22 protein-coding genes are annotated in these 21,319 nt (G+C 69.6%); 18 read left to right on the forward strand and 4 right to left on the reverse strand.

Translation table 11 applies throughout. From position 1 onward, the window contains the following. Positions 1 to 38: 38 nt before the first annotated feature. From dop to ABZV58_RS24840, 6 genes are all read left to right on the forward strand, one after another. On the forward strand, positions 39 to 1,538 hold the full coding sequence (gene dop, locus ABZV58_RS24815; protein WP_355002536.1) for a depupylase/deamidase Dop: 1,500 nt from the start codon (positions 39 to 41) through the stop codon (positions 1,536 to 1,538). 175 nt (positions 1,539 to 1,713) lie between these two features. Beyond that, complete coding sequence (locus ABZV58_RS24820) at positions 1,714 to 1,908, forward strand: ubiquitin-like protein Pup (protein ID WP_067781199.1); 195 nt, start codon at positions 1,714 to 1,716, stop codon at positions 1,906 to 1,908. 14 nt (positions 1,909 to 1,922) lie between these two features. Beyond that, the gene (gene prcB / locus ABZV58_RS24825) at positions 1,923 to 2,771 is read left to right on the forward strand and encodes a proteasome subunit beta (RefSeq protein WP_355002537.1); all 849 of its coding nucleotides are present in this window, start codon (positions 1,923 to 1,925) and stop codon (positions 2,769 to 2,771) included. Then, positions 2,768 to 3,541 (forward strand): proteasome subunit alpha, encoded by a 774-nt coding sequence (prcA, locus tag ABZV58_RS24830; protein ID WP_355002538.1) that lies wholly within the window; start codon positions 2,768 to 2,770, stop codon positions 3,539 to 3,541. The genes prcB and prcA overlap by 4 nt, the downstream gene beginning before the upstream one ends. A 339-nt stretch (positions 3,542 to 3,880) precedes the next feature. Then, positions 3,881 to 5,239, forward strand: a complete 1,359-nt coding sequence (pafA, locus tag ABZV58_RS24835; protein ID WP_355002539.1) for a Pup--protein ligase — start codon at positions 3,881 to 3,883, stop codon at positions 5,237 to 5,239. A gap of 108 nt (positions 5,240 to 5,347) precedes the next feature. After that, positions 5,348 to 5,728, forward strand: coding sequence for a nuclear transport factor 2 family protein (locus tag ABZV58_RS24840; RefSeq protein WP_355002540.1), 381 nt, complete (start codon positions 5,348 to 5,350; stop codon positions 5,726 to 5,728). 43 nt (positions 5,729 to 5,771) lie between these two features. Here the strand turns inward: ABZV58_RS24840 and ABZV58_RS24845 are convergent, their stop codons facing one another. Continuing rightward, complete coding sequence (locus tag ABZV58_RS24845; RefSeq protein ID WP_355002541.1) at positions 5,772 to 6,068, reverse strand: MTH1187 family thiamine-binding protein; 297 nt, start codon at positions 6,066 to 6,068, stop codon at positions 5,772 to 5,774. 124 nt (positions 6,069 to 6,192) lie between these two features. Between ABZV58_RS24845 and ABZV58_RS24850 the strand changes: the two genes are divergently transcribed. The 7 genes from ABZV58_RS24850 to ABZV58_RS24880 all read left to right on the forward strand — a co-directional run bounded on the left by ABZV58_RS24850 (position 6,193) and on the right by ABZV58_RS24880 (position 14,238). Continuing rightward, positions 6,193 to 7,188, forward strand: coding sequence for a YafY family protein (locus ABZV58_RS24850; RefSeq protein ID WP_355002542.1), 996 nt, complete (start codon positions 6,193 to 6,195; stop codon positions 7,186 to 7,188). Then, complete coding sequence (locus ABZV58_RS24855) at positions 7,185 to 8,165, forward strand: YafY family protein (RefSeq protein ID WP_355002543.1); 981 nt, start codon at positions 7,185 to 7,187, stop codon at positions 8,163 to 8,165. The genes ABZV58_RS24850 and ABZV58_RS24855 overlap by 4 nt, the downstream gene beginning before the upstream one ends. Positions 8,166 to 8,184: 19 nt before the next feature. Further along, the gene (locus ABZV58_RS24860) at positions 8,185 to 9,216 is read left to right on the forward strand and encodes a 2-dehydropantoate 2-reductase (protein WP_355002668.1); all 1,032 of its coding nucleotides are present in this window, start codon (positions 8,185 to 8,187) and stop codon (positions 9,214 to 9,216) included. Positions 9,217 to 9,318: 102 nt separating this feature from the next. Beyond that, complete coding sequence (gene tatA, locus ABZV58_RS24865) at positions 9,319 to 9,579, forward strand: Sec-independent protein translocase subunit TatA (protein WP_355002544.1); 261 nt, start codon at positions 9,319 to 9,321, stop codon at positions 9,577 to 9,579. 148 nt (positions 9,580 to 9,727) lie between these two features. Beyond that, complete coding sequence (gene tatC, locus ABZV58_RS24870; RefSeq protein ID WP_355002545.1) at positions 9,728 to 10,675, forward strand: twin-arginine translocase subunit TatC; 948 nt, start codon at positions 9,728 to 9,730, stop codon at positions 10,673 to 10,675. Positions 10,676 to 10,678: 3 nt separating this feature from the next. Beyond that, positions 10,679 to 13,375 carry an RNA helicase gene (locus tag ABZV58_RS24875; protein ID WP_355002546.1) on the forward strand — a complete coding sequence of 899 codons (2,697 nt, stop codon included), beginning with the start codon at positions 10,679 to 10,681 and terminating at the stop codon, positions 13,373 to 13,375. A 146-nt stretch (positions 13,376 to 13,521) separates the two neighbouring features. After that, positions 13,522 to 14,238 carry a DUF4333 domain-containing protein gene (locus tag ABZV58_RS24880; RefSeq protein ID WP_355002547.1) on the forward strand — a complete coding sequence of 239 codons (717 nt, stop codon included), beginning with the start codon at positions 13,522 to 13,524 and terminating at the stop codon, positions 14,236 to 14,238. Between the two features lie 350 nt (positions 14,239 to 14,588). Here the strand turns inward: ABZV58_RS24880 and ABZV58_RS24885 are convergent, their stop codons facing one another. Continuing rightward, complete coding sequence (locus tag ABZV58_RS24885; RefSeq protein ID WP_355002548.1) at positions 14,589 to 15,554, reverse strand: 5'-3' exonuclease; 966 nt, start codon at positions 15,552 to 15,554, stop codon at positions 14,589 to 14,591. Between the two features lie 110 nt (positions 15,555 to 15,664). Between ABZV58_RS24885 and ABZV58_RS24890 the strand changes: the two genes are divergently transcribed. Continuing rightward, positions 15,665 to 16,792, forward strand: a complete 1,128-nt coding sequence (locus tag ABZV58_RS24890) for a Xaa-Pro peptidase family protein (RefSeq protein ID WP_355002549.1) — start codon at positions 15,665 to 15,667, stop codon at positions 16,790 to 16,792. A gap of 16 nt (positions 16,793 to 16,808) precedes the next feature. Here the strand turns inward: ABZV58_RS24890 and ABZV58_RS24895 are convergent, their stop codons facing one another. Next, positions 16,809 to 17,207 (reverse strand): PPOX class F420-dependent oxidoreductase, encoded by a 399-nt coding sequence (locus ABZV58_RS24895; protein WP_355002550.1) that lies wholly within the window; start codon positions 17,205 to 17,207, stop codon positions 16,809 to 16,811. A gap of 105 nt (positions 17,208 to 17,312) precedes the next feature. Between ABZV58_RS24895 and ABZV58_RS24900 the strand changes: the two genes are divergently transcribed. From ABZV58_RS24900 to ABZV58_RS24915, 4 genes are all read left to right on the forward strand, one after another. After that, positions 17,313 to 18,068, forward strand: a complete 756-nt coding sequence (locus ABZV58_RS24900; RefSeq protein WP_355002551.1) for an SDR family NAD(P)-dependent oxidoreductase — start codon at positions 17,313 to 17,315, stop codon at positions 18,066 to 18,068. A gap of 7 nt (positions 18,069 to 18,075) precedes the next feature. After that, positions 18,076 to 19,323: a precorrin-6y C5,15-methyltransferase (decarboxylating) subunit CbiE gene (cbiE, locus tag ABZV58_RS24905; protein WP_355002552.1), complete on the forward strand. Its 1,248-nt coding sequence runs from the start codon at positions 18,076 to 18,078 to the stop codon at positions 19,321 to 19,323. Between the two features lie 96 nt (positions 19,324 to 19,419). Continuing rightward, complete coding sequence (locus tag ABZV58_RS24910) at positions 19,420 to 20,025, forward strand: hypothetical protein (protein WP_355002553.1); 606 nt, start codon at positions 19,420 to 19,422, stop codon at positions 20,023 to 20,025. After that, positions 20,022 to 20,771, forward strand: a complete 750-nt coding sequence (locus ABZV58_RS24915) for a cobalt-precorrin-6A reductase (protein ID WP_355002669.1) — start codon at positions 20,022 to 20,024, stop codon at positions 20,769 to 20,771. Before ABZV58_RS24910 ends, ABZV58_RS24915 begins: the two co-directional genes overlap by 4 nt. On the opposite strand, the gene ABZV58_RS24920 is transcribed toward ABZV58_RS24915, so the two are convergent. Beyond that, a complete protein-coding gene (locus ABZV58_RS24920) occupies positions 20,772 to 21,296 on the reverse strand; it encodes a PadR family transcriptional regulator (RefSeq protein WP_355002554.1) in 525 nt (174 codons plus the stop codon). It lies immediately after the preceding gene. Positions 21,297 to 21,319: the final 23 nt, after the last annotated feature.

Raw genomic sequence — 21,319 nt, forward strand, 5'->3', positions numbered from 1 at the left:
TCGGTATGACATTGGTCGGTGTCGCCTAGGCTCGAGGTATGCAGCGCATCATCGGTATCGAGGTCGAATACGGCATTTCCACCCCCACCGAGCCGTCGGCCAACCCGATCCTCACCTCTACCCAGGCGGTCCTCGCCTACGCGGCGGCCGAAGGCGTGCCGCGGGCCAAGCGGACGCGCTGGGACTACGAGGTGGAGTCGCCGCTGCGCGACGCGCGCGGTTTCGACCTGAGCCGGATGAACGGACCGGCGCCGGTGATCGACGCCGACGAGGTCGGCGCGGCCAACATGATCCTCACCAACGGCGCCCGCCTGTACGTCGACCACGCGCACCCGGAGTACTCCGCGCCCGAGGTCACCGACCCGCTCGACGCCGTGATCTGGGACAAGGCGGGCGAGCGCGTGATGGAGGCCGCCGCGCGGCATGCCTCCAGCGTGCCGGGCGCCCCGCGGCTGCAGCTGTACAAGAACAACGTCGACGGCAAGGGCGCCTCGTACGGCACCCACGAGAACTACCTGATGAACCGGGACACTCCGTTCAACCAGATCATCGTCGGCCTGACGCCGTTCTTCGTCTCCCGCCAGGTGATCTGCGGTTCCGGCCGGGTCGGCATCGGCCAGTCCGGCGATCACGCCGGGTTCCAGCTGTCCCAGCGCTCGGATTACATCGAGGTCGAGGTCGGGCTGGAGACCACGCTCAAGCGCGGCATCATCAACACCCGCGACGAGCCGCACGCCGACGCCGACAAGTACCGCAGGCTGCACGTCATCATCGGCGACGCGAATCTGGCCGAGATGTCGACCTACCTCAAGGTCGGCACCACCGCGCTGGTGCTCGACCTGATCGAGGCGGGCGAGGACCTGTCCGACCTGCAGCTGGCCCGCCCGGTCACCGCCGTGCACCAGATCAGCCACGATCCGAGCCTGCGCGCCACCGTCGCGCTGGCCGACGGCCGCGAGCTGACCGGTCTGGCGCTACAGCGGCTCTACCACGAGCGGGTCGCCAAGTTCATGGACCGCGAGGGCAACGAGGACGCCCGCGTGCAGGACATCCTGGACAACTGGGCGATGGTCCTGGACCTGCTCGAGCGCGACCCGATGGAATGCGCGAACCTGCTCGACTGGCCCGCCAAACTGCGCCTGCTCGAGGGCATGCGCCAGCGCGAGGGCCTGAGCTGGGCCGCGCCGAAACTGCACCTGATGGACCTGCAGTACTCCGACGTGCGCCTGGACAAGGGTCTGTACAACCGCCTGGTGGCGCGCGGTTCGATGAAGCGGCTGGTCTCCGAGCAGCAGGTGCTCGACGCGATGACCAAGCCGCCCACCGACACCCGCGCTTACTTCCGCGGCGAATGCCTGCGCCGTTTCGGCGCGGACATCGCCGCGGCCAGCTGGGACTCGGTGATCTTCGACCTGGGCGGCGATTCGCTGGTGCGCATCCCGACCCTGGAACCGCGCCGCGGCACCAAATCGCATGTCGGCAAGCTGCTCGACGGCGTGGACACCGCCGCCGAGCTGGTCCAGCAACTCACCACCTGACCGCGCGGGCCAGGTCGCGAATCGGGCGCTGTCCGCGCGGCGAATTGGGCACAGATCCGACATCGTGTCGGCTCGGCTGGGTAGTGTTGTTGTACGAGCACGCACATTGCTCATGATCGGAACCGTGCTCATACTTTGGGTCCGGTCATGATGAGGACAGAGGAGGTCGGCTGCCATGGCACAAGAGCAGACCAAGCGCACCGGGGGCGGCGACGAGGACGAGGGTCCCGACGGCGTCGACGCCGCCGGTCAGGAGCGCCGCGAGAAGCTGGCGGAGGATACCGACGACCTGCTCGACGAGATCGATGACGTGCTCGAGGAGAACGCGGAAGACTTCGTCCGCGCCTATGTGCAGAAGGGCGGCCAGTGACAGCAGGTGACCCCATGCGTCTCCACCCGGGGTACGCCCTCTCCTCGTTCACCGAACACCTGCGCGCACACGCACCGGAGCTGTTGCCCGGCAACAGATTCGCCGCGATCGATGGCGCCACCGGACACTCCGGTGGCGCCGTCGCGAAGGACGTCGCTCCGCACGGCACCACCATCGTCGCGGTGACCTACCGCGGCGGCGTGCTGATCGCCGGTGACCGGCGCGCCACGCAGGGAAACCTGGTGGCGAGCAGGGACATGGAGAAGGTGTACATCACCGATACCTATTCGGCGGCGGGCATCGCGGGCACCGCGGGCATGGCCGTCGAGATGGTGCGCCTTTTCGCGGTGGAGCTGGAGTACTACGAGAAGATCGAAGGCGTTCCGCTCACCTTCGACGGCAAGGCCAACAAACTGTCGAAGATGGTGCGCGACAACCTCCCCGCCGCGCTGCAGGGCTTGGCGGTGGTGCCGGTGCTGGTCGGATACGACCAGCAGGCCACCGATCAGGACCGGGTCGGCCGCATCGTGTCGTATGACGTGGTCGGCGGTCGCAGCGAGGAGCGATTCGGTTACACCGCAGTCGGTTCCGGTTCGATGTTCGCCAAGACGTCGCTGAAGAAGTTGTACGCCAAGGGGATCGACGCCAACCGGGCGTTGCGCATCGCGGTCGAGGCGCTGTTCGACGCCTCCGACGACGACACCGCGACCGGTGGGCCGGATCTGGCGCGCGGCATCTACCCGACGATCGTCACGATCGACGAGGACGGCGCCGTGGAGGTGCCCGAGGAGCGCGTCGAGGAGATCGCCCGCGGCATCGTCGCCGACCGCGCGGCGGCACAGGAAGGGAGCGCCAACGCATGACACTGCCGTACTACGCGTCGGCCGAGCAGATCATGCGCGACAAGACCGAGCTCGCGCGCAAAGGCATCGCTCGTGGTCGCAGTGTCATCGTTCTGGCGTACGACAAGGGTGTGCTGTTCGTGGCGGAGAATCCCTCCGCGACGCTGCACAAGGTGAGTGAGCTGTACGACCGCGTCGGGTTCGCGGCCGTCGGCAAGTACAACGAGTTCGAGAACCTGCGCCGCGGCGGCATCCTGCAGGCCGACCTGCGCGGGTACCAGTTCGACCGGCGCGACGTGACCGGTCGGGCGCTGGCCAACGCCTACGCGCAGACCCTCGGCACGATCTTCACCGATCAGCTCAAGCCGTACGAGGTGGAGATCTGCGTGGCGGAGGTGGGCTATCCGGAGCAGGCGCCGCAGTCGGTGCTGTACCGGATCACCTTCGACGGCTCGATCGTGGACGAACGCGAGTTCGTGGTGATGGGCGGCACGACCGAGCCCATCGTCTCCGCGCTGAAGGGGTCCTACCGGCCGGGTCTCGACCTGTCGGCCGCGATCGGTGTCGCGGTCAAGGCGCTGCAGGCCGGGATTCCAGAGGGCGCCGACAAGGAGAAGCGAGCGCTCGGCGTGAGCTCGCTCGAGGTGGCCACGCTGGAACAGTCGCGGCCGCGCCGGGCGTTCCGCAGGATCGCCGACACCGCCTTGGAGAAGCTGCTTCAGCCGGCGAGCGCGGCGAAGACGAAGACCACCGTGGTGGAGCTTCCCGAGGAATCCTCGGACTCGGAGTAGTCGAAGACCGATGGCCCGCGTGGGACCGCCTCGATGGCGATCCCACGCGGGCCATCCGCTGTCTCCGGGGGCGGCGCGATCGTGCCGCGCAAAGTTCCAGCGGCCGGGTGCGCGGCAGCGGCCCGTCGAAAGATCTGTCGCGACGCGGCGATCGCGCCGACGAATATGTGCGCTCGCCGTCCGCTCGGCGCAGGGGTTTCGCCGCGGCCCTCGGGGCGAAATCCGCGTCTGACCGGCCGAGCGCGCCGGGCATACGGTGCCGAATCGTTGTGAAGACGTATGCGTCCGTGTTGTCCGCAGCGCCACGCGAGTACCTGACATGGCTGTAATGTCGATGGTGTGCAGCGACGAATTATGGGGATCGAGACCGAGTTCGGTGTGACATGCACCTTCCACGGTCACCGTCGGCTGTCCCCCGACGAGGTAGCCCGGTACTTGTTCCGCCGGGTGGTGTCCTGGGGCCGTAGCTCTAACGTGTTCCTTCGCAACGGCGCTCGGCTGTATCTCGACGTCGGTTCGCATCCGGAGTACGCCACGGCCGAATGCGACAGTCTGCACCAGTTGGTCACCCATGACAGGGCGGGCGAGCGGGTGCTCGAGGAGTTGCTGATCGATGCCGAGCAACGCTTGGCCGAAGAGGGCATCGGCGGCGACATCTACCTGTTCAAGAACAACACCGACTCCGCGGGCAACTCCTACGGCTGTCACGAGAACTTCCTCGTGGTGCGCGCGGGCGAGTTCTCCCGTATCTCCGACGTGCTGCTGCCGTTCCTGGTGACCAGGCAGCTGATCTGCGGAGCGGGCAAGGTGCTGCAGACGCCGAAGGCGGCCACGTTCTGCCTGTCGCAGCGGGCCGAGCACATCTGGGAGGGCGTCTCCTCGGCGACCACCCGGTCGCGCCCGATCATCAACACCCGCGACGAGCCGCACGCCGACGCCGAGAAGTACCGGCGCCTGCACGTGATCGTCGGCGACTCGAACATGTCCGAGACCACGACCATGCTCAAGGTCGGCACGGCGGCGCTGGTCCTGGAGATGATCGAGGCGGGCGTCTCGTTCCGCGACTTCGCGTTGGACAACCCGATCCGCGCCATCCGCGAGGTCAGCCACGATCTCACCGGTCGCCGTCCCGTGCGGCTGGCAGGCGGTCGGCAGGCCAGCGCGCTCGACATCCAGCGTGAGTACTACGCCCGCGCCGTCGAGCACCTGCGCAACCGGGACCGCGATCCGCAGGTCGACCAGGTCGTCGACCTGTGGGGCCGGACACTGGACGCGGTCGAGGCGCAGGACTTCGCCAAGGTGGACACCGAGATCGACTGGGTGATCAAGCGCAAGCTGTTCCAGCGCTACCAGGACCGCTACAACATGGAGCTGTCCGATCCCAAGATCGCGCAGCTGGATCTGGCCTATCACGACATCAAGCGCGGCCGCGGCGTCTTCGACCTGCTGCAGCGCAAGGGTCTGGCCAAGCGTGTCACCGAGGACGACGCGGTGGACGCGGCGGTCGACACTCCGCCGCAGACGACTCGCGCCAAGCTGCGCGGCGATTTCATCACCGCCGCGCAGGAGGCCGGTCGCGACTTCACGGTCGACTGGGTGCACCTCAAGCTGAACGACCAGGCGCAGCGGACCGTGCTGTGCAAGGACCCGTTCCGCTCGGTCGACGAGCGCGTCGACCGGTTGATCGCCTCGATGTAGTCGGTCTTTCCGGGGAGCCGGAGTTCTTCCGGACGAGTGTCGGATGGGCAGGAGACAGCCGCGCGTCGGCTCGGCCTCGTCTGCCCATCCCGCGCCTACTGTGGAGCAATGACCGACACGGATGTGCTCGACGAGTTGCTCGACCTCGAGGGCCGCGGCTGGGACGCGCTGTGTGCGAGTACCGGCGCGGACTTCTACGGCGCGCTCATGACCGACGACGCGCTGATGATCCTGGCCAACGGCATGGTGCTGGACCGCGACGGCGTCGTCGAATCGCTGCGCCACGCCCCGCCATGGCGCACCTACGAAATCCAGAACCCCCGCCTGGTGCGCGTCGGCTCCGACGCCACCGCCCTGATCTACGTCGGCATCGCCTACCGCGAGGGCACGGACCCCGCCTTCCGCGGCGTCATGTCCAGCGTCTACACCCACACCCCCGACGGCTGGCGCCTGTCCTGCTACCAGCAGACACGCTTCCCCGAGGAGTGAGCGGCGCTGCTGCGGCGCTGGATGCGCGCCAGCGGCAGGGAAGTCAGTTCTCGGCGAGGTAGCGCTCGACCGACTCGACCTTGGCGGTCATCGCGTCGGTGACGCCGGGGCGGATGTCGGCCTTCAGGACGAGGCTGCAGCGGGGAGCGATGGACAGGATGGCGTCGGTAGCGTCCTTGACGACGCGCATGACCTCGTCCCATTCGCCCTCGAGGGTGGTGAACATGGCGTCGGTGCGGTTGGGGAGGCCGCTCGCCCGGACGACGCGCACCGCCTCGGCCACCGCGGGGCCGACGTCCACGCCCGTGCCGAGCGGGGTCACTGAGAAGGCAACGATCACCGCACCATTGTGCTCCGCGAGGTGTGTGGTCGTGCGCCGCCGCGCTCGTTCATCGCGCGCCGCCGCGCTCGATTATCGCGCGCCGCCGCGCGGTGATTCGACGGTGGCGATTACCCTCTTACGGGTGGCGATATCCAAGGTCGAGCGGCTGATGAATCTGGTCATCGCGCTGCTGTCGACCCGGCAGTTCTTGAGCGCGGAGCGGATCAGGGAAAGCGTCGCGGGCTACGAGGACTCGGCCAGCGACGAGGCGTTCAGCCGCATGTTCGAGCGGGACAAGAACGAGCTGCGCGACCTGGGCATTCCGTTGGAAGTCGGGCCGGTGAACCGGTATTCGACGCTGGAGGGGTACCGGATCAACCGCGACGCCTACGAGCTACCCGACATCGATCTGAGCGACGAGGAGGCCGCCGCGGTCGCGGTCGCGGTGCAGATGTGGGAGTCCCCCGAGCTGGCGGCGGCGGCCGAAGGCGCCTTGCTGAAGCTGCGGGCCGCGGGCATTCACGTCGAGACGGACGCGGCCGTCGCCTCGGTGCCCGCCGTGCCCGCCCGCACCCGCGGCTCGGAGCCGGTGCTCGGCAAGCTGCTCGCGGCCGTCGACGCCGGGCAGGCCGTGCGCTTCGAGCATCGCGGCGCGGTCAACGCGCCGTACCTCATGCGCGATGTCGAACCGTGGGGCGTGGTGACCCACCACGGGCGCTGGTATCTGGTCGGCCACGACCGCGACCGCGACGCGGTGCGCAGCTTCCGCCTCTCCCGCATCGGCGACGACGTGACGCCCTACGGCCCGGTCAACGCGGTGCACAAGCCCGAGGACGTCGACCTGCGCGCGATCGTCGCGACAGTCACCAGCAGCGCGCCGGTCAGCGGCTCGGCCACGGTGTGGATCGCCGACGGGCGCGGCCAGGAGATCCGCAGGCTCGGTCAGGTCGTCGAGGAACGCGCCGTCGGCGGGCGCGGCGGCATGGTGGTCGAGGTGCCGATCCGCTCGCGCGACTGGCTGGCCAGGCTGATCACCGGCCTCGGCCCGGACGCCCTCGTGCTCGCCCCCGACGACCTGCGCGCCGACGTGGTCGCCCGGCTGCGCTCGGTGTTCGACACGACGGAGGTGCGGGCGTGACGACCAGCCGGCTCTCCGTGCGGCTTTCTCGGCTGCTCAACATGATTCCGTACCTCATCGCCAACCCCGGCATCAGCGCCGCGGACGCCGCCGCCGACCTCGGCGTCACGACCAAACAGCTGATGAGCGACCTGAACCAGCTGTGGATGTGCGGCCTGCCCGGCTATGGGCCGGGCGATCTCATCGATCTGTCCTTCTCCGAGGAGAGCATCGAGGTCACCTTCTCCGCGGGCATCGACCGGCCGCTGCGGCTGACCTCCACCGAGGCCACGGCGCTGTTGGTCGCCTTGCGTTCGATCGTGGACATGCCCGGCATGGTCGACCCGACCGCGGCGCACGCGGCCATCGCCAAGATCGAGTCCGCCATCTCGGGCGGCGCGCCGCGGACGGCGGGCGACGCGCGAGCCACCCCGGTGGAGGCGCCCGCGGTGGCGACCGTGCGTTCGGGCCTGGCCCGCCAGCACGCGTTGCGCATCATCTACTACTCGGCCAGCCGCGACGTGGTCTCCGAACGGGTCGTCGATCCGATCCGGATCGTGCTCGTCGACGACAACAGCTACCTGCAGGCGTGGTGCCGGGAGGCCGAGGGCGTGCGACTGTTCCGCTTCGACCGGATCGAAGCCGCCACCGAACTCACCGAGCCCGCCCGGCCGCCCAGCCACGCCGCCACCGAGGCGGCCGCCTCGCTCGATCTGTTCCAGGACGATCCCGCGGTCCCGCTGGCGCGGCTGCGCATCCGCGGCGACTACGGCTGGGTGCTCGACCAGTACCCGATGCACCGGCAGGCCGTGCATCCGGACGGCAGCCTGGAGGCGACCATGCGTTTCGCCACCCTGGACTGGATGGCGCGGTTGCTGCTCGGCTTCGGATCGGGCGTCACGGTGCTCGGTCCGCCGGAGTTGATCGCCGCGGTGCGCGAGCGATCCAACGCGGCGCTGGCCGCGTACGGGGACGCGGGACTAGAGGAATTGGAGTGAGGTGACCGAGCTCGGCAACATGCCGCGGCGAGTCATGGTGCTCGGCGCGGGCAGCATCGGCGTCTTCGTCGGCGGAAAGCTGGCGGCGGCCGGTGCGGACGTCACGTTCGTCGGCAGGCAATGGTTGCTCGACGAGGTCGGCGCCGCGGGCCTGCGCCTGACCGACCTCGACGGCGGAGAGGTGCTCGTCTCCCCGGACCGGCTCTCGCTCGCGACCGGCCCGGAGGATGTCGGCTCGGCCGATCTGGTGCTCGTCGCGGTGAAATCCGGGGCGACCGCCGCCGCGGTGCGCGAGCTCACCGGCAAGATCCGGCCAGGAACGGTCGTGCTCAGCTTGCAGAACGGCATCGGCAACGACACGGTGATCCGGGAGATTCTGCCCACCTGTGTGGTGCTCGCCGGAATGGTGATGTTCAACGTCGTGCACCACACCGAAGGCCGCTTCCACCGCGGCACCGAGGGCGGGCTCGCGGTGCAGGACGACCCGGCGCTGACCGACTATGTCGAGCTCTTCGCGCGGGCCGGGCTGCCGTTGCGCCGCCACTCGGACCTGCGACCCGTGCAGTGGGCCAAGCTGCTGCTCAATCTGAACAACCCGATCAACGCGCTGTCCGGCCGTCCGCTGCGCGAGGAACTCGCCGACCGGGACTACCGCCGCTGCCTCGCGCTCGCCCAGCGCGAGGCGCTCGCCGCGATGAACAAGGCGCGAATACGCCCGGCCCGGCTCACCCCGCTGCCGCCGGAGCTGATGACCCGGCTGCTGACCGTGCCCGACGGCGTGTTCCGCCGGGTCGCGGGGCAGGTGCTCGCCATCGATCCGGTGGCGCGTTCCTCGATGGCCGACGATCTCGCCGCCGGTCGCAAGACCGAAATCTCTTGGCTCTGTGGCGAAATCGTTGGTCTCGGCGCGATGGTCGGCGCGCCGACCCCGGTGAACCAGCGGCTCATCGAACTCGTCGTCGCGGCCGAGCAGGGCGATCGGCGGACCTGGACGGGGCCGGAGTTGCTCGCGCAACTGCGCGCCGCGGCCGCGCCCGAATCGCCGCAATAGCAAAAGTCGAGGTTGAACGCACGGCAAACGGGCGAAGTCGGGCGAGTTCGGGTGTCGTGAGGTCCGGTAGCATCGGAGCTACCACAGTCTTGGGAGGTACAGATGTCAGGCACGTTCAGCTGGTCGCACCTGCTGATCATCGCGCTGCTGTTCGTGGTGTTGTTCGGTGCGAAGCGGCTGCCGGACGCCGCGCGCGGCCTCGGCCGATCCTTGCGCATCTTCAAGAGCGAGGTCAGCCAGATGCAGAACGAGGCGAGCCCCGCCGCGGGCGCCGCGCCCGCTCAGCAGCCGGCGCAGCAGCTGCCGCCCGCGCAGCCCTCGAACCAGGCGATCACGCCGCAGGCCGAGAAGAAGTCGGTCTGAGTCGAATGTTCCCGCCGGGGTGAGTACGGTCTCACCCCGGTCAGTGCTGTTCGGCGGTCCGTGAAGGCGTTCGTCGGTCCCTGACACCGCACGGGACGCGATACCGCCGCGCCAGGCGCGGCACTCGAGCACAGGGGCAACCACAGATATGCGAATCCCGTTCGATCCCCGGCGCAGCAGGCGCAGGACGAATCCCGACGGCACCATGTCGTTGGTCGAGCACCTGCAGGAACTGCGCAGCCGGTTGCTGAAGTCGATCTTCGCGGTGCTGCTGACCACCGTGATCGGCTTCCTCTGGTACTCGCATTCGTTCTTCGGCCTCGAGAGCCTCGGCGAGATCCTGCGCGGACCGTACTGTTCACTGCCCCCCGAGTCCAGGGCCGCGCTGACCCCCGACGGGTCGTGCCGCTTGCTGGCGACCGCGCCGTTCGAGCAGTTCATGCTCCGGTTGAAGGTCGGTTTCACCGCGGGCGTCGTGCTGGCCGCGCCGATCTGGCTCTACCAGATCTGGGCATTCATCACCCCCGGCCTGTACGCGAAGGAACGCAAGGTCGCGGTCGGCTTCGTCACCTCGGGGACAGTGCTGTTCGGGCTCGGCGCCGTGCTCGCCTACGTCGTGGTGGCGCACGCCTTGAGCTTCCTGCTCACCATCGGCGACAACGTGCAGATCACCGCGTTGAGCGGTTCGCAGTACTTCGGCTTCATCATCCAGTTGCTGATCATCTTCGGTGTCAGCTTCGAGACGCCGCTGTTGATCATCGGCCTGAACCTCGTCGGCGTGCTGACCTACGAGAAGCTCAAGGCGTGGCGGCGCGGGATCATCTTCGGCCTGTTCGTCTTCGCGGCCATCGTCACACCGCAGGATCCGTTCTCGATGCTGGCGCTCGCGTGCGCGCTGACAGTGCTTTTCGAGTTCGCGGTGCAGGTCGCCAGGCTCAACGACAAGCGCAAGGCGCGCAGGGAGGCGCTCGAGGCGCTGGCCGACGACGAGGCCTCCGCGATCGCCGGGCCCGAGCCGATCGGGGCGGCGGAGTCGATCATGGATCCGTCGGCGAAATCCACGCGACCGGTGTCGGACTACTCCGATACCCTCTGAACGGTGACAGATCACCGGTCCCGCACCGAGCTGGCCAGGTTCTCCGCCGAGCTGAAATTCACCCTCGATCCCTTCCAGCGTGACGCTTGCCGTGCGCTCGAGGAGGGCCACGGCGTGCTGGTGTGCGCACCGACCGGCGCGGGCAAAACCGTGGTCGGCGAGTTCGCCGTCCACCTGGCGCTGGCGTCCGGCGGCAAGTGCTTCTACACCACACCGATCAAGGCGCTGTCGAACCAGAAGTTCGCCGACCTCACCGAGCGGTACGGCCGCGACAGCGTCGGCCTGCTCACCGGCGATCAGACGATCAACCCGGACGCGCCCGTGGTGGTGATGACCACCGAGGTGCTGCGCAACATGCTCTACGCCTCCTCGGACGCGCTGCGCGGGCTGTCGTACGTGGTGATGGACGAGGTGCACTACCTGGCCGACCGGTTCCGCGGCGCGGTGTGGGAGGAGGTCATCCTGCACCTGCCCGCCGACGTCCGGCTGGTCAGCCTGTCGGCCACGGTCAGCAATGCCGAGGAATTCGGCGCCTGGATGGAGACCGTGCGCGGCGACACCTCGGTGGTGGTGGACGAGACGCGCCCGGTGCCGCTGTGGCAGCACGTGATGGTCGGCAAGCGGATGTTCGATCTGTTCGACACGAAGTCCAGCGAGCAGAAGGTGCTCGTCGACGAGGACCTGGTGCGCTACATCCGTCATCGCGAGTCCGCGGACCGGATGAACAACTGGGGTGTGCCGCGCGGACGCGGCGGCATGCGCCGCGACTTCCGTCCGCTGCCGCGCCCCGAGGTGCTGGCCCGTTTGGACGAGGAGGGATTGCTGCCCGCGATCACCTTCATCTTCAGCCGCGCGGGCTGCGACGGCGCGCTGGCCCAGTGCCTGCGCTCGCGGCTGGATCTGAGCCGGGAGGGCGAGGCCGCCGAGATCGACGCGATCATCGAGAAGCACACCGGTGATCTGCCGAAACCCGATCTCGAGGTGCTCGGCTACTGGGAGTGGCGCGAGGCGCTGCACCGCGGGCTGGCCGCCCACCACGCGGGCATGCTGCCCGCCTTCCGGCACACGGTGGAAGACCTGTTCGTTCGCGGGCTGGTGCGGGCCGTCTTCGCCACCGAGACGCTCGCGCTCGGCATCAACATGCCCGCGCGCACCGTGGTGCTGGAACGTCTGGTCAAGTTCAACGGCGAGACGCACGCCGAGCTGACGCCCGGTGAGTACACGCAGCTGACCGGTCGCGCGGGCCGCCGCGGCATCGATATCGAGGGCCACGCGGTGGTGCTCTGGCAGCCGGAGGTCGACACCAGTGCGGTGGCGGGTCTGGCGTCCACCCGGACCTATCCGCTGCGCAGTTCCTTCCGGCCCGGCTACAACATGTCGATCAACCTGATCGATCGAATGGGCGCCGACGAATCGCGCGCCCTGCTGGAGCGTTCGTTCGCGCAATTCCAGGCCGACCGCTCGGTCGTCGGGCTGGTGCGCGGCATCGAGCGCAACGAGGGTGCGCTGCGCAAGCTGCGCGACCAGCTCGGCGGCGCGGAAAGCGGCTTCCTGGAATACATCTCGCTGCGCGAGCGGATCAAGCAGCGGGAACGTCAGCTGGCTCAGCAGAGCCGTACCGACCGGCGCGGCGCGGCGGTCAGCGCGTTGACGGCGCTGCGCCGCGGCGACGTGGTGGCGATTCCCTCCGGCCGCCGCGCGGGTCTCGCCGTCATCCTGGAGCCGGACACCACCCCGAACGATCCGCGTCCGCTCGTGCTCACCGCGGACAAGTGGGCGGGCCGGGTCTCGGTCGCCGACTTCCCGGTGCCCGCGGAGCCGCTCGGCCACATGCGGCTGCCCCGGCGCGTCGACCACCGCACCGCCCGCGCGCGCAGCGACCTCGCCTCGGCGCTGCGCAGCACCGGCATCAGCGCGCCGGGTCGTTCGCGCCGCGGCAAGCGCTCCGAAGCGGCCGATGACCGCGAACTGGCCACGCTGCGCCGCAGCCTGCGCGCCCACCCGGCGCACACCAGGCCCGATCGCGAGCAGATGAGCCGGATCGGCGAGCGCTACAACCGGCTGCTTCGCGAGACCGAGAGTATGCGCCAGAAGGTTGCCGCCACGACGAATTCGCTGGCGCGCACCTTCGATCGCATCGTGGGTCTGCTGGAGGAGCGCGGCTTCGTGCACGAGGGCGAGGTCACCGCGGATGGACGCAGGCTGGCCCGCATCTACGCGGAGAGCGACCTTCTGGTCGCCGAATGCCTGCGCCACGGCCTCTGGCGCGGCCTCGGTCCGGCCGAACTTGCGGGCGTGGTGTCCATGCTGGTCTACGAATCCCGCCAGGAGGGCAGCATTCTCGGCGCGACGGGTCCCACGGCGCCGATCCGGCGCGCGGTCGCCTCGACCATCGGCGTGTGGAGCGAGTTGCGTTCCGACGAGGCGCGGCACAAGCTGCCGCCGACCAGGGAACCCGACCTCGGATTCGTCACCGGCGTCTACAAATGGGCCCGCGGCGACGGATTGGCCGAGTCGTTGCTGGCCAGCGGCGACCAGGGCGCGCCACTGTCCGCGGGCGATTTCGTCCGGTGGTGCAGGCAGGTGATCGACCTGCTCGACCAGATCCACGGCACGGCCGACGACCCGGAGATCGCGGGAACGGCGGCGAAGGCGGTCCGGGCGATCCGGCGGGGTGTCGTGGCAGTGGACGCCGCGTAGCGGATTCGATTGTGATTTGATTTCTTTCGCGTACCGACCGTGGCGGAGGAGTCGCATGAGCGAGCGCAGCGAGCGAATCATGTGAGTGCGACGAGTCGCCGGCGGGGGGCTACCGTGTGAATAACGATGCGAGTGGAGGCAAGCAGATGAGCGGCCCTTACGGACCGAACGACCCCGGGGAGGGACGCAACGATCCCACCCAGCAGTGGGGCGGACAGCAGGCGCCCGGCGGCGCCGGACCGACCCAGCACTGGGGTGGCCAGCAGACTCCGTCGCAGGCGCAGCCCACCCAGCACTGGGGCGACCAGAATCAGCCGCAGCAACAGTGGGGCCAGACCCCCGGCCAGCCACAGCAACAGTGGGGCCAGCCCCAACAGCCCCAGCAGCCGCAGCAGCAGTGGGGCCAGACGCCCGGTCAGCCGCAGCAGCAGTGGGGTCAGCCGCAGCAACAGGATTGGGGCCAGCAACAGCAGCCGCAGCAGCAGTGGGGTCAGCAGCCCCAGCAGCAGTGGGGCCAAGGCCAGCAGCAGCCGCAGCAGAGCGGCGGCGGTGGCGGCAAGAAGGGCCTGATCATCGGTCTCGCCGCGCTGGGCGTGCTGGTGATCGGCGCGGTCGTCGCGCTGGTGCTGGTGCTCACCGCCACGGACAAGCTGGACCAGGTTGCCGTTCAGGACGGCGTCAAGAAGGTGCTCACGGATTCCTACGGCATCCAGGACGTCACCGACGTCTCCTGCCCGTCGGGCCAGAAGGTCGAGGTGGACGCCAGCTTCGAGTGCACCCTCAAGGTGAGCGGCGAGCAGAAGAAGGTCAACATCAAGATCACCAAGGACGACGGCACCTACGAGGTCGGCCGCCCGAGCTGAGCGTGATCCCGGGCCGGACGGCCCGTGCTGCGGCGCGGGCGTCCGGTGGGGTGGAGAACCGGACCGAGCCCACGAACCGATGTTCGTGGGCTCGTTGCTTTTTCAGCCCGTCCGGCCCGGCCCGCGCTGTACGGGCCGAGCTCGTGACCGCCTTCTGGCATGACCTGCCGCAACCCCTCGAGAGGATCGGCGGCACAGCACTCGCGGCACGAGATCCTGGAACGCAGCGCTGAGCCCTCCCTCGGATGGTCGGTGAACCTGGCTGCCTTCTCGCTGCGACGGACGCACAGACGCCGATGGCGCATGGTTGCATTCGACGCAAAATAGCGCCGAATGCCGTCGCGGCGGTCTCAGGAACGCGAGGCCAGGGCGGCGGTGAGCCGGGTGACCGGGCTTTCCGCGTTGTAGGCCACCGCGAGTTCCCGCAGGCGGTCCGGATCGGCCGGTGCGATCGGCAGCGCGTCCGGACGCGACAGGTCGACGTCGGCGTCGCACACCACGCGCACCACGGGAGCCGCCGCCTTCAAGTAGTCCTCCGCCGCACGCAGTTTCCCGCGCACGCCGGGGGCCAGCTCGGAGTCCGGATCGTCCACGGCGGCGACCAGCGCGTCGAGCGAACCGAAGCGGGAGATGAGCGTCGCCGCCGACTTCTCGCCGATGCCAGCGACACCCGGCAAGCCATCGGAGGCATCACCGCGCAACGTGGCCAGGTCGGCGTAGGCGGGTCCGGCGTTGCGCACCGGCACGCCGTACTTCGCGGACACCTCGGCGGGACCGAAGAGTTCGGCCTTGGCCAACCCGCGCCCGGCGTAGAGCACCCGCACGGTCGGCGCGGGCTCGTCGCGCACCAGCTGCAACAGGTCCCGATCGCCGCTGACCACGATCACCTCGTCGGCGCGCTCGCGGCTCGCCAGCGTGCCGAGCACATCGTCGGCCTCCAGACCCGCCGCGCCGCCCGTCGCGATACCGGCGGCGTCGAGAACCTCGAGGATCATCTCGACCTGAGGGGTCAGCCGGTCGGGCACTTCCTCCTCGCCCGGCGCGGCGTCGGCCGAGGTGGCGAGCCGGTGTGTCTTGTAGGACGGCACGAGGTCGACGCGGAACCGCGGCCGCCAGTCCAGGTCCAGGCACACGACCAGCCTGCTCGGCGCGTGCTTGGTGATCAACGAGGCGACCATGTCGGTGAAGCCGCGTAGCGCGTTCACCGAACGCCCGTCCGGCGCGGTGATCTTGTCCGGAATCGCGTAGAACGCGCGGAACCACAGGCTGGCACCGTCGAGCAGCAGCAGCGGGCCTGATGTCGCAGCAGAGGTCACGCGCTGAGGCTACCCGTCCGCTCCGACAGGCCGGAGCCGATCCGAGCGGTGCTGGGGGCTGCCAGGTGTTCGGGTTTGCTCCGAGCCGAGGACGGGTAACGTCGATCGGTATGAGTGGGCACACGGAGTCCAGGTTCGCGGCGGATGTCTACGGAGACCGGCTCGAGCGGGCGGTGGAGTCGATGCGCGCGGCGCACCTCGACGCCCTGCTCATCACGCCGGGGCCGGATCTGCGCTATCTGATCGGTTCGGCGGCGGAATCCTTCGAGCGGTTGACCTGCTTGGTGATCCCGGCCGACGGCGCGACGCCGTCGGTGATCATCCCGAAGCTCGAACTCGCCTCGCTGGCCGGATCCGCGGCGGGGGAGCTGGGTCTGCAGGTGCTGGACTGGGTCGACGGCGTCGACCCGTACCAGGTGGTGAAGTCCACGCTGCACGTCGGTTCCCGGGTCGCGGTCGCCGACGCGATGCCCGCGCTGCACCTGCTGCCGTTGGCGGTCTCGTTCAGCGGCCTTCCGGTCTCGGCCACGCCGGTGCTGCGAGAACTGCGCATGCGCAAGGACGACGCCGAGATCGACGCGCTGCGCCGGGCGGGCGCCGCGATCGACCGGGTGCACGCCAGGATGGGCGAGTTCCTCCAAGCCGGACGCACCGAGGCCGAGGTCGGCGCCGACATCGCCGCGGCGATCGTCGCGGAAGGCCACACCGAGGCCGCGTTCGTCATCGTCGGCAGTGGACCGCACGGCGCCGATCCGCACCACGGTGTGTCCGACCGGCGTATCGAGCAGGGCGACGTAGTGGTCGTCGACATCGGCGGTCCCGTCGAGCCGGGCTACTACTCCGACTGCACCCGCACCTACGTGCTCGGCGAGCCGAGTCCGGAAGTCGCCGCGCGCTACGCCGAGCTGGAACGCGCCCAGGCCGCGGCCGTCGCCGCCGTCCGCCCCGGCGTCACCGCCGCCTCCGTCGACGCCGCCGCGCGGAAACCCTTGACCGAGGCCGGTTTCGGCGAGGCGTTCGTGCACCGGACCGGTCACGGCATCGGCCTGTCCGTGCACGAGGAGCCCTACATCGTCGCGGGCAACGATTTGGTCCTGCAGCCGGGCATGGCCTTCAGCATCGAACCGGGCATCTACTTCCGCGGCGAGTGGGGCGCCCGCATCGAGGACATCGTCGTGGTGACGCCCGAGGGCTGCGAGTCCATGAACGGACGTCCGCACGGCCTGACCGTGCTGTGACGGACGAAAGGCGTTGTCAGCGCAGCGTGCTCGACGAGAGCACGCGGCGCACCTCGATCGCGATCACCACGCGGGTCGGGTTCTCCCTCGGCACTCGGTAGCGGCCCGCGTAACGCTCGACCGCGTCGGCGACGCTCGCCGGGTCGTCCAGCACCCGCGCGGGTCCCTCCAGGGTCAGCCACCGGATGCCGTCCACCTGGCTGACCGCCGCGTACCCGTAGCGGCGCACGTTGCGCACCTTCACCGACCCGTCGTTGGTGATGATCCGCGCGATCCCCGCTTCCTGGTCCCAGGTGAATCCCACCGCGACCACGTGCGGCGTGCCGTTGGCGCGCAACGTGGTCAGTGTCGCCAGATGACGTTCGGTGACGAAGTCCAGTGCGGCGGGGGACAGCGGTGCGGTGGTGGTCGGCATACCTCGACGGTAGCCCCTGTGTTGCACGGTGGCTGCCACGGCACGGGCGTTTTCGCGATGTGAGGGGCTGGTCGGCGTCGTGAGCCGGGATGACAGACTGAGCGCATGGGTAAGCGAGGGATCGCCGAGGGTTCGGTTCTGGTACTCGGCGGACGCAGCGAAATGGGTCTCGAGATCGCCGAGCGCCTGGCTCCGGGCCGGGTGGTGATCCTCGCGGCGCGGCGCAGCGACGACTTGGCGGCGCAGATCGCGACCGTCGAACGGGCCGGGGCGGTCGCGGTGCACGCGGTGGAGTTCGACGCCGACGACACCGGCGGTCACGCCGTGCTGTTGGAGAAGATCGCCGCCGAGCACGGACCCATCGGCGTCGCCGTCTTGGCCTTCGGCATCCTCGGCGACCAGGCCCGCGCCGAGCGCGATCCCGAACACGCCGTCGCCGTCGTGCACACCGACTACGTCGCCCAGGTCGGCGTGCTCACCACTCTCGCGAATCTGCTTCGCGCGCAAGGCCACGGCCAGATCGTCGTCTTCAGCTCCATCGCGGGCGCGCGCGTGCGCCGCGCCAACTACGTGTACGGCTCGGCCAAGGCCGGATTGGACGGATTCGCCAGTGGACTCGCCGACGCGCTGCACGGCAGCGGCGTCCACCTCCTGCTGGTGCGTCCGGGTTTCGTCATCGGCAGGATGACCGAGGGCATGGACCCCGCGCCGCTGTCGAGCACGCCCGGTCAGGTGGCGGACGCCGTCGTCGACGGGCTGCGCCGCCGAGCGGGCAAGATCTGGGTGCCCCGCGCCCTCGGCCCGGCCGCTGTCGTGGCGCGCATGGTTCCGCAGTTTCTCTGGCGGCGGATGCCTCGATGAGCGCGAGGTGACCGGCACTTGGCAAGGCTCCCCGATCACGGTGGTCGGGATCGGAGCCGACGGATGGGACGGGCTCGGCGCCGCGGCACGGGACGCGGTGGCCGCGGCCGAGGTGATCTTCGGCTCCGAGCGACAATTGGCATTGGTGCCAACGCATCTCGATGGAGACCGGCACGCATGGCCCTCGCCGCTGCTCCCCGCGCTGCCCGGACTGGTCGCCGAGCACGCCGCGCGCCGAATCTGTGTGCTCGCCAGCGGCGACCCGATGTTCTACGGCATCGGCGTCACGCTGGCCCGCCTGTTCGGGCCCGCGTCCCTGCGGGTGCTGCCACAACCGTCCTCCGCGTCGCTGGCGTGCGCGCGTCTCGGCTGGGCGCTGGCCGAGACGCCGGTCGTCAGCGCGGTGGGCCGCCCCGTGGCAGCGGTTCTGCCCGACTTGGTCGACGGCAGGCGGCTGCTGGTGCTCAGCGCTGACGAGACCACCCCGGCCCGACTGGCGGAACTTCTGCGAGACAACGGATTCGGTGGATCGAGCCTCACGGTGCTCGAGCAGCTCGGCGGGCCGTCGGAACGTCTGCGAACCGCCACCGCGGCATCCTGGGAACTCGACGCGGGCGACCCACTGAACATCGTCGCCGTCGACTGCGTCGCCGATCCGGCCCGCACCCGCGTCACCCGGTTGCCCGGCCTGCCCGACACCGTCTACGGCGGCGACGGCCAGCTCACCAAGGCCGAGGTGCGGGCGTTGACCCTGGCCGCGCTCGCCCCAGCGCCGGGGGAACTGCTGTGGGATGTCGGCGGTGGCTCGGGCAGTATCGCCATCGAATGGTGCCGAACGCATCCCGCGTGCCGCGCAGTCACTTTCGAGCGGCTGGAGCGGCGCAGGGAGCAGATCACCGCCAACGCCACCGCGCTGGGGGTCCCGCAGGTGCGGGTGCGCGGCGAGGTGCTCGCCGAGCTGGCCGCCGAGCACGAAATGCCTTCGCCCGATGCCATTTTCGTCGGCGGCGGGGTCACCCAGGCTGGCCTGCTCGAGACATGCTTTGCCCATCTGCGCCAGGGCGGCAGGCTGGTCGCGAACGCCGTCACCGCCGAATCGGAAGCACTGCTGGTCGCCATGGCCGCCGCGCGGGGCGGTGAGCTGCGAAAGTTCCAGATCTATCGGGCCGAGCCGCTCGGCGGCTTCACCGCGTGGCGTCCCCAGCTACCCGTCGCGCAGTGGACGGTCGTCAAATCGGTTCAGGGTTCACCCTGAAACCTCCGATGCGAGGGTGAAACACGTGCTTGTCAGCGGGTAGGGTCGGGCGCGAGATCCACTCGTTATCGGAAAACCGATTCCATGGGGAGATACATGAAGTACAAGAAGTTCGCCGCTACCGCTCTCCTGGCCATCGCCGCCACCGGCGTAACCGCGGGCACCACCTATGCCGCACCGGCCGAACCCCCTGTCGCCCAGGAGCAGACCGCGCTCGCGGCGCAGGGCCAGGACCAGGGCGTCGGCTATACCGCGCGACTGGCCGACGCGGGCAAGTCCATCGTCACCACCGTGACGGGCGGCGCGTTCACCCTGGACGCGGACGGCAAGTCCGTCACGCTGAAGAACGACGCGGGCGAGGTCGTCACGGCCATTCCGCTCGCCGCGCGGGAGGCCAGCAACGGCGCGCCGGTGGAGATCGCCGCCGCGATCGACGCCGACGGTCGGTCCCTGACCCTGACCCCGAAGGCCGATGTCGTCGCCGTGCAGGACATCGGCGCGCAGGAATGGTTCTTCGCCGAACTGCAGCGCGCCTCGCTCGGCGCCGCCGTCGGCGCGGTGATCGGCGGCCTGATCGGTCTGCTCGGTCTCGTGGTCGGCGTCATCCCCGGCGCCATCATCGGCGGTGTGATCGGCCTGCTCGTCGCGGGCGGCCCCTCGCTGCTGAACGCGGGCATCGCCTACTTCAGCGGTCAGCCCTGAGAACTCTGATCCTGGGCGGCACCGCCGAAGCGCGGGAGCTGGCCCACATCGCTTCCGGCGAGCGAGGATTCGACATCGTCTCCTCGCTCGCCGGTCGTGTTCGCGACCCGCGATTGCCGGAGGGATCGGTCAGAATCGGCGGCTTCGGCGGCGTCGCGGGTTTACGGGAGTGGCTGGAGGCCAACGGGATCGACGCCGTCGTCGACGCCACTCACCCCTTCGCGGGCACGATCACCGCGAATGCCGCTGCCGCCGTGCGTGGTTCGGGCGTACCGCTGGTGCATGTGCGGCGGCCGGGCTGGACCGAGGTGGCGGGCGACCGGTGGATTCGCGTGCCAGATCTCGCGGCCGCTGCTCGCGCGCTCCCGGACCTCGGCGAGCGCGTATTCCTCACCATCGGCAGGCAGGGCGTGGGCGCGTTCGCCGGACTCACGGAACAGTGGTTTCTGATCCGCGCCATCGACCCGCCGGAAACCGAGCTGCCCCCGAACCGTGAAGTACTGCTCGCCCGCGGACCTTTCACAGTGGACGAGGAATCCCGGCTGCTGGCGCGGCACCGCATCGACGTGCTGGTCACCAAGGACAGCGGCGGTGACCGCACCTACGCCAAACTGGCCGCCGCTCGGGCGGCCGAGCTGCCCGTCGTGCTCGTCGACCGGCCGCCACTGCCCGCCGGAGCGGAGGTCGTAGAGACCGTGGCCGAGGCCTGGGAATGGTTGCGGGACAAGGCATCCGGCGTGCGCTGATCAGCGCCTGAGCAACTCGGGCAGCCGATCGAACCAGGCCAGCACCGCGCGCTCGTAGCCGATGCCGAACTCCAGCGTGGCCCGCTGGTGCGGCCGCAGGGTGTCGCACTCGTCCTTCAGGTAGCGATCGAGGCGGCGCTGGTGCACCTGGCGGTTGGCGGCGATGATCCGATCGAGGTGCTCGGGGTCGACATGGTCGCCGAACGACATGGTGAGCAGCAGCGGCACCCGGATCGTTTCCGCACCGGGATCGCGGGTGACCCATTCGAGAAAGGCCTCGCGGCCCGCGTCGGTGATCCGGTAGGGCGTGCGATCCCGCGCCCCGGTCTCGCCTTTGGCGACCAGCCCGGCGGCGTCCATCGCGGCCAGCTCGCGATACACCTGGCTCTGGGTGATCGTCCAGAAATCGCCGATCCGGTCCTGGGCGAGCGTCACCAGGTCCCAGCCGGACATCGGCCCCTCGTGCAGGAAACCGAGCAGCGAGGCGGCCGTCGAATTCAGCGGTTTGCGCCGGGTCGTCGTCATCGGAGGATCCCATCTCGACGTTC

Source organism: Nocardia sp. NPDC004654 (assembly GCF_040609595.1).
Taxonomy (GTDB): domain Bacteria; phylum Actinomycetota; class Actinomycetes; order Mycobacteriales; family Mycobacteriaceae; genus Nocardia.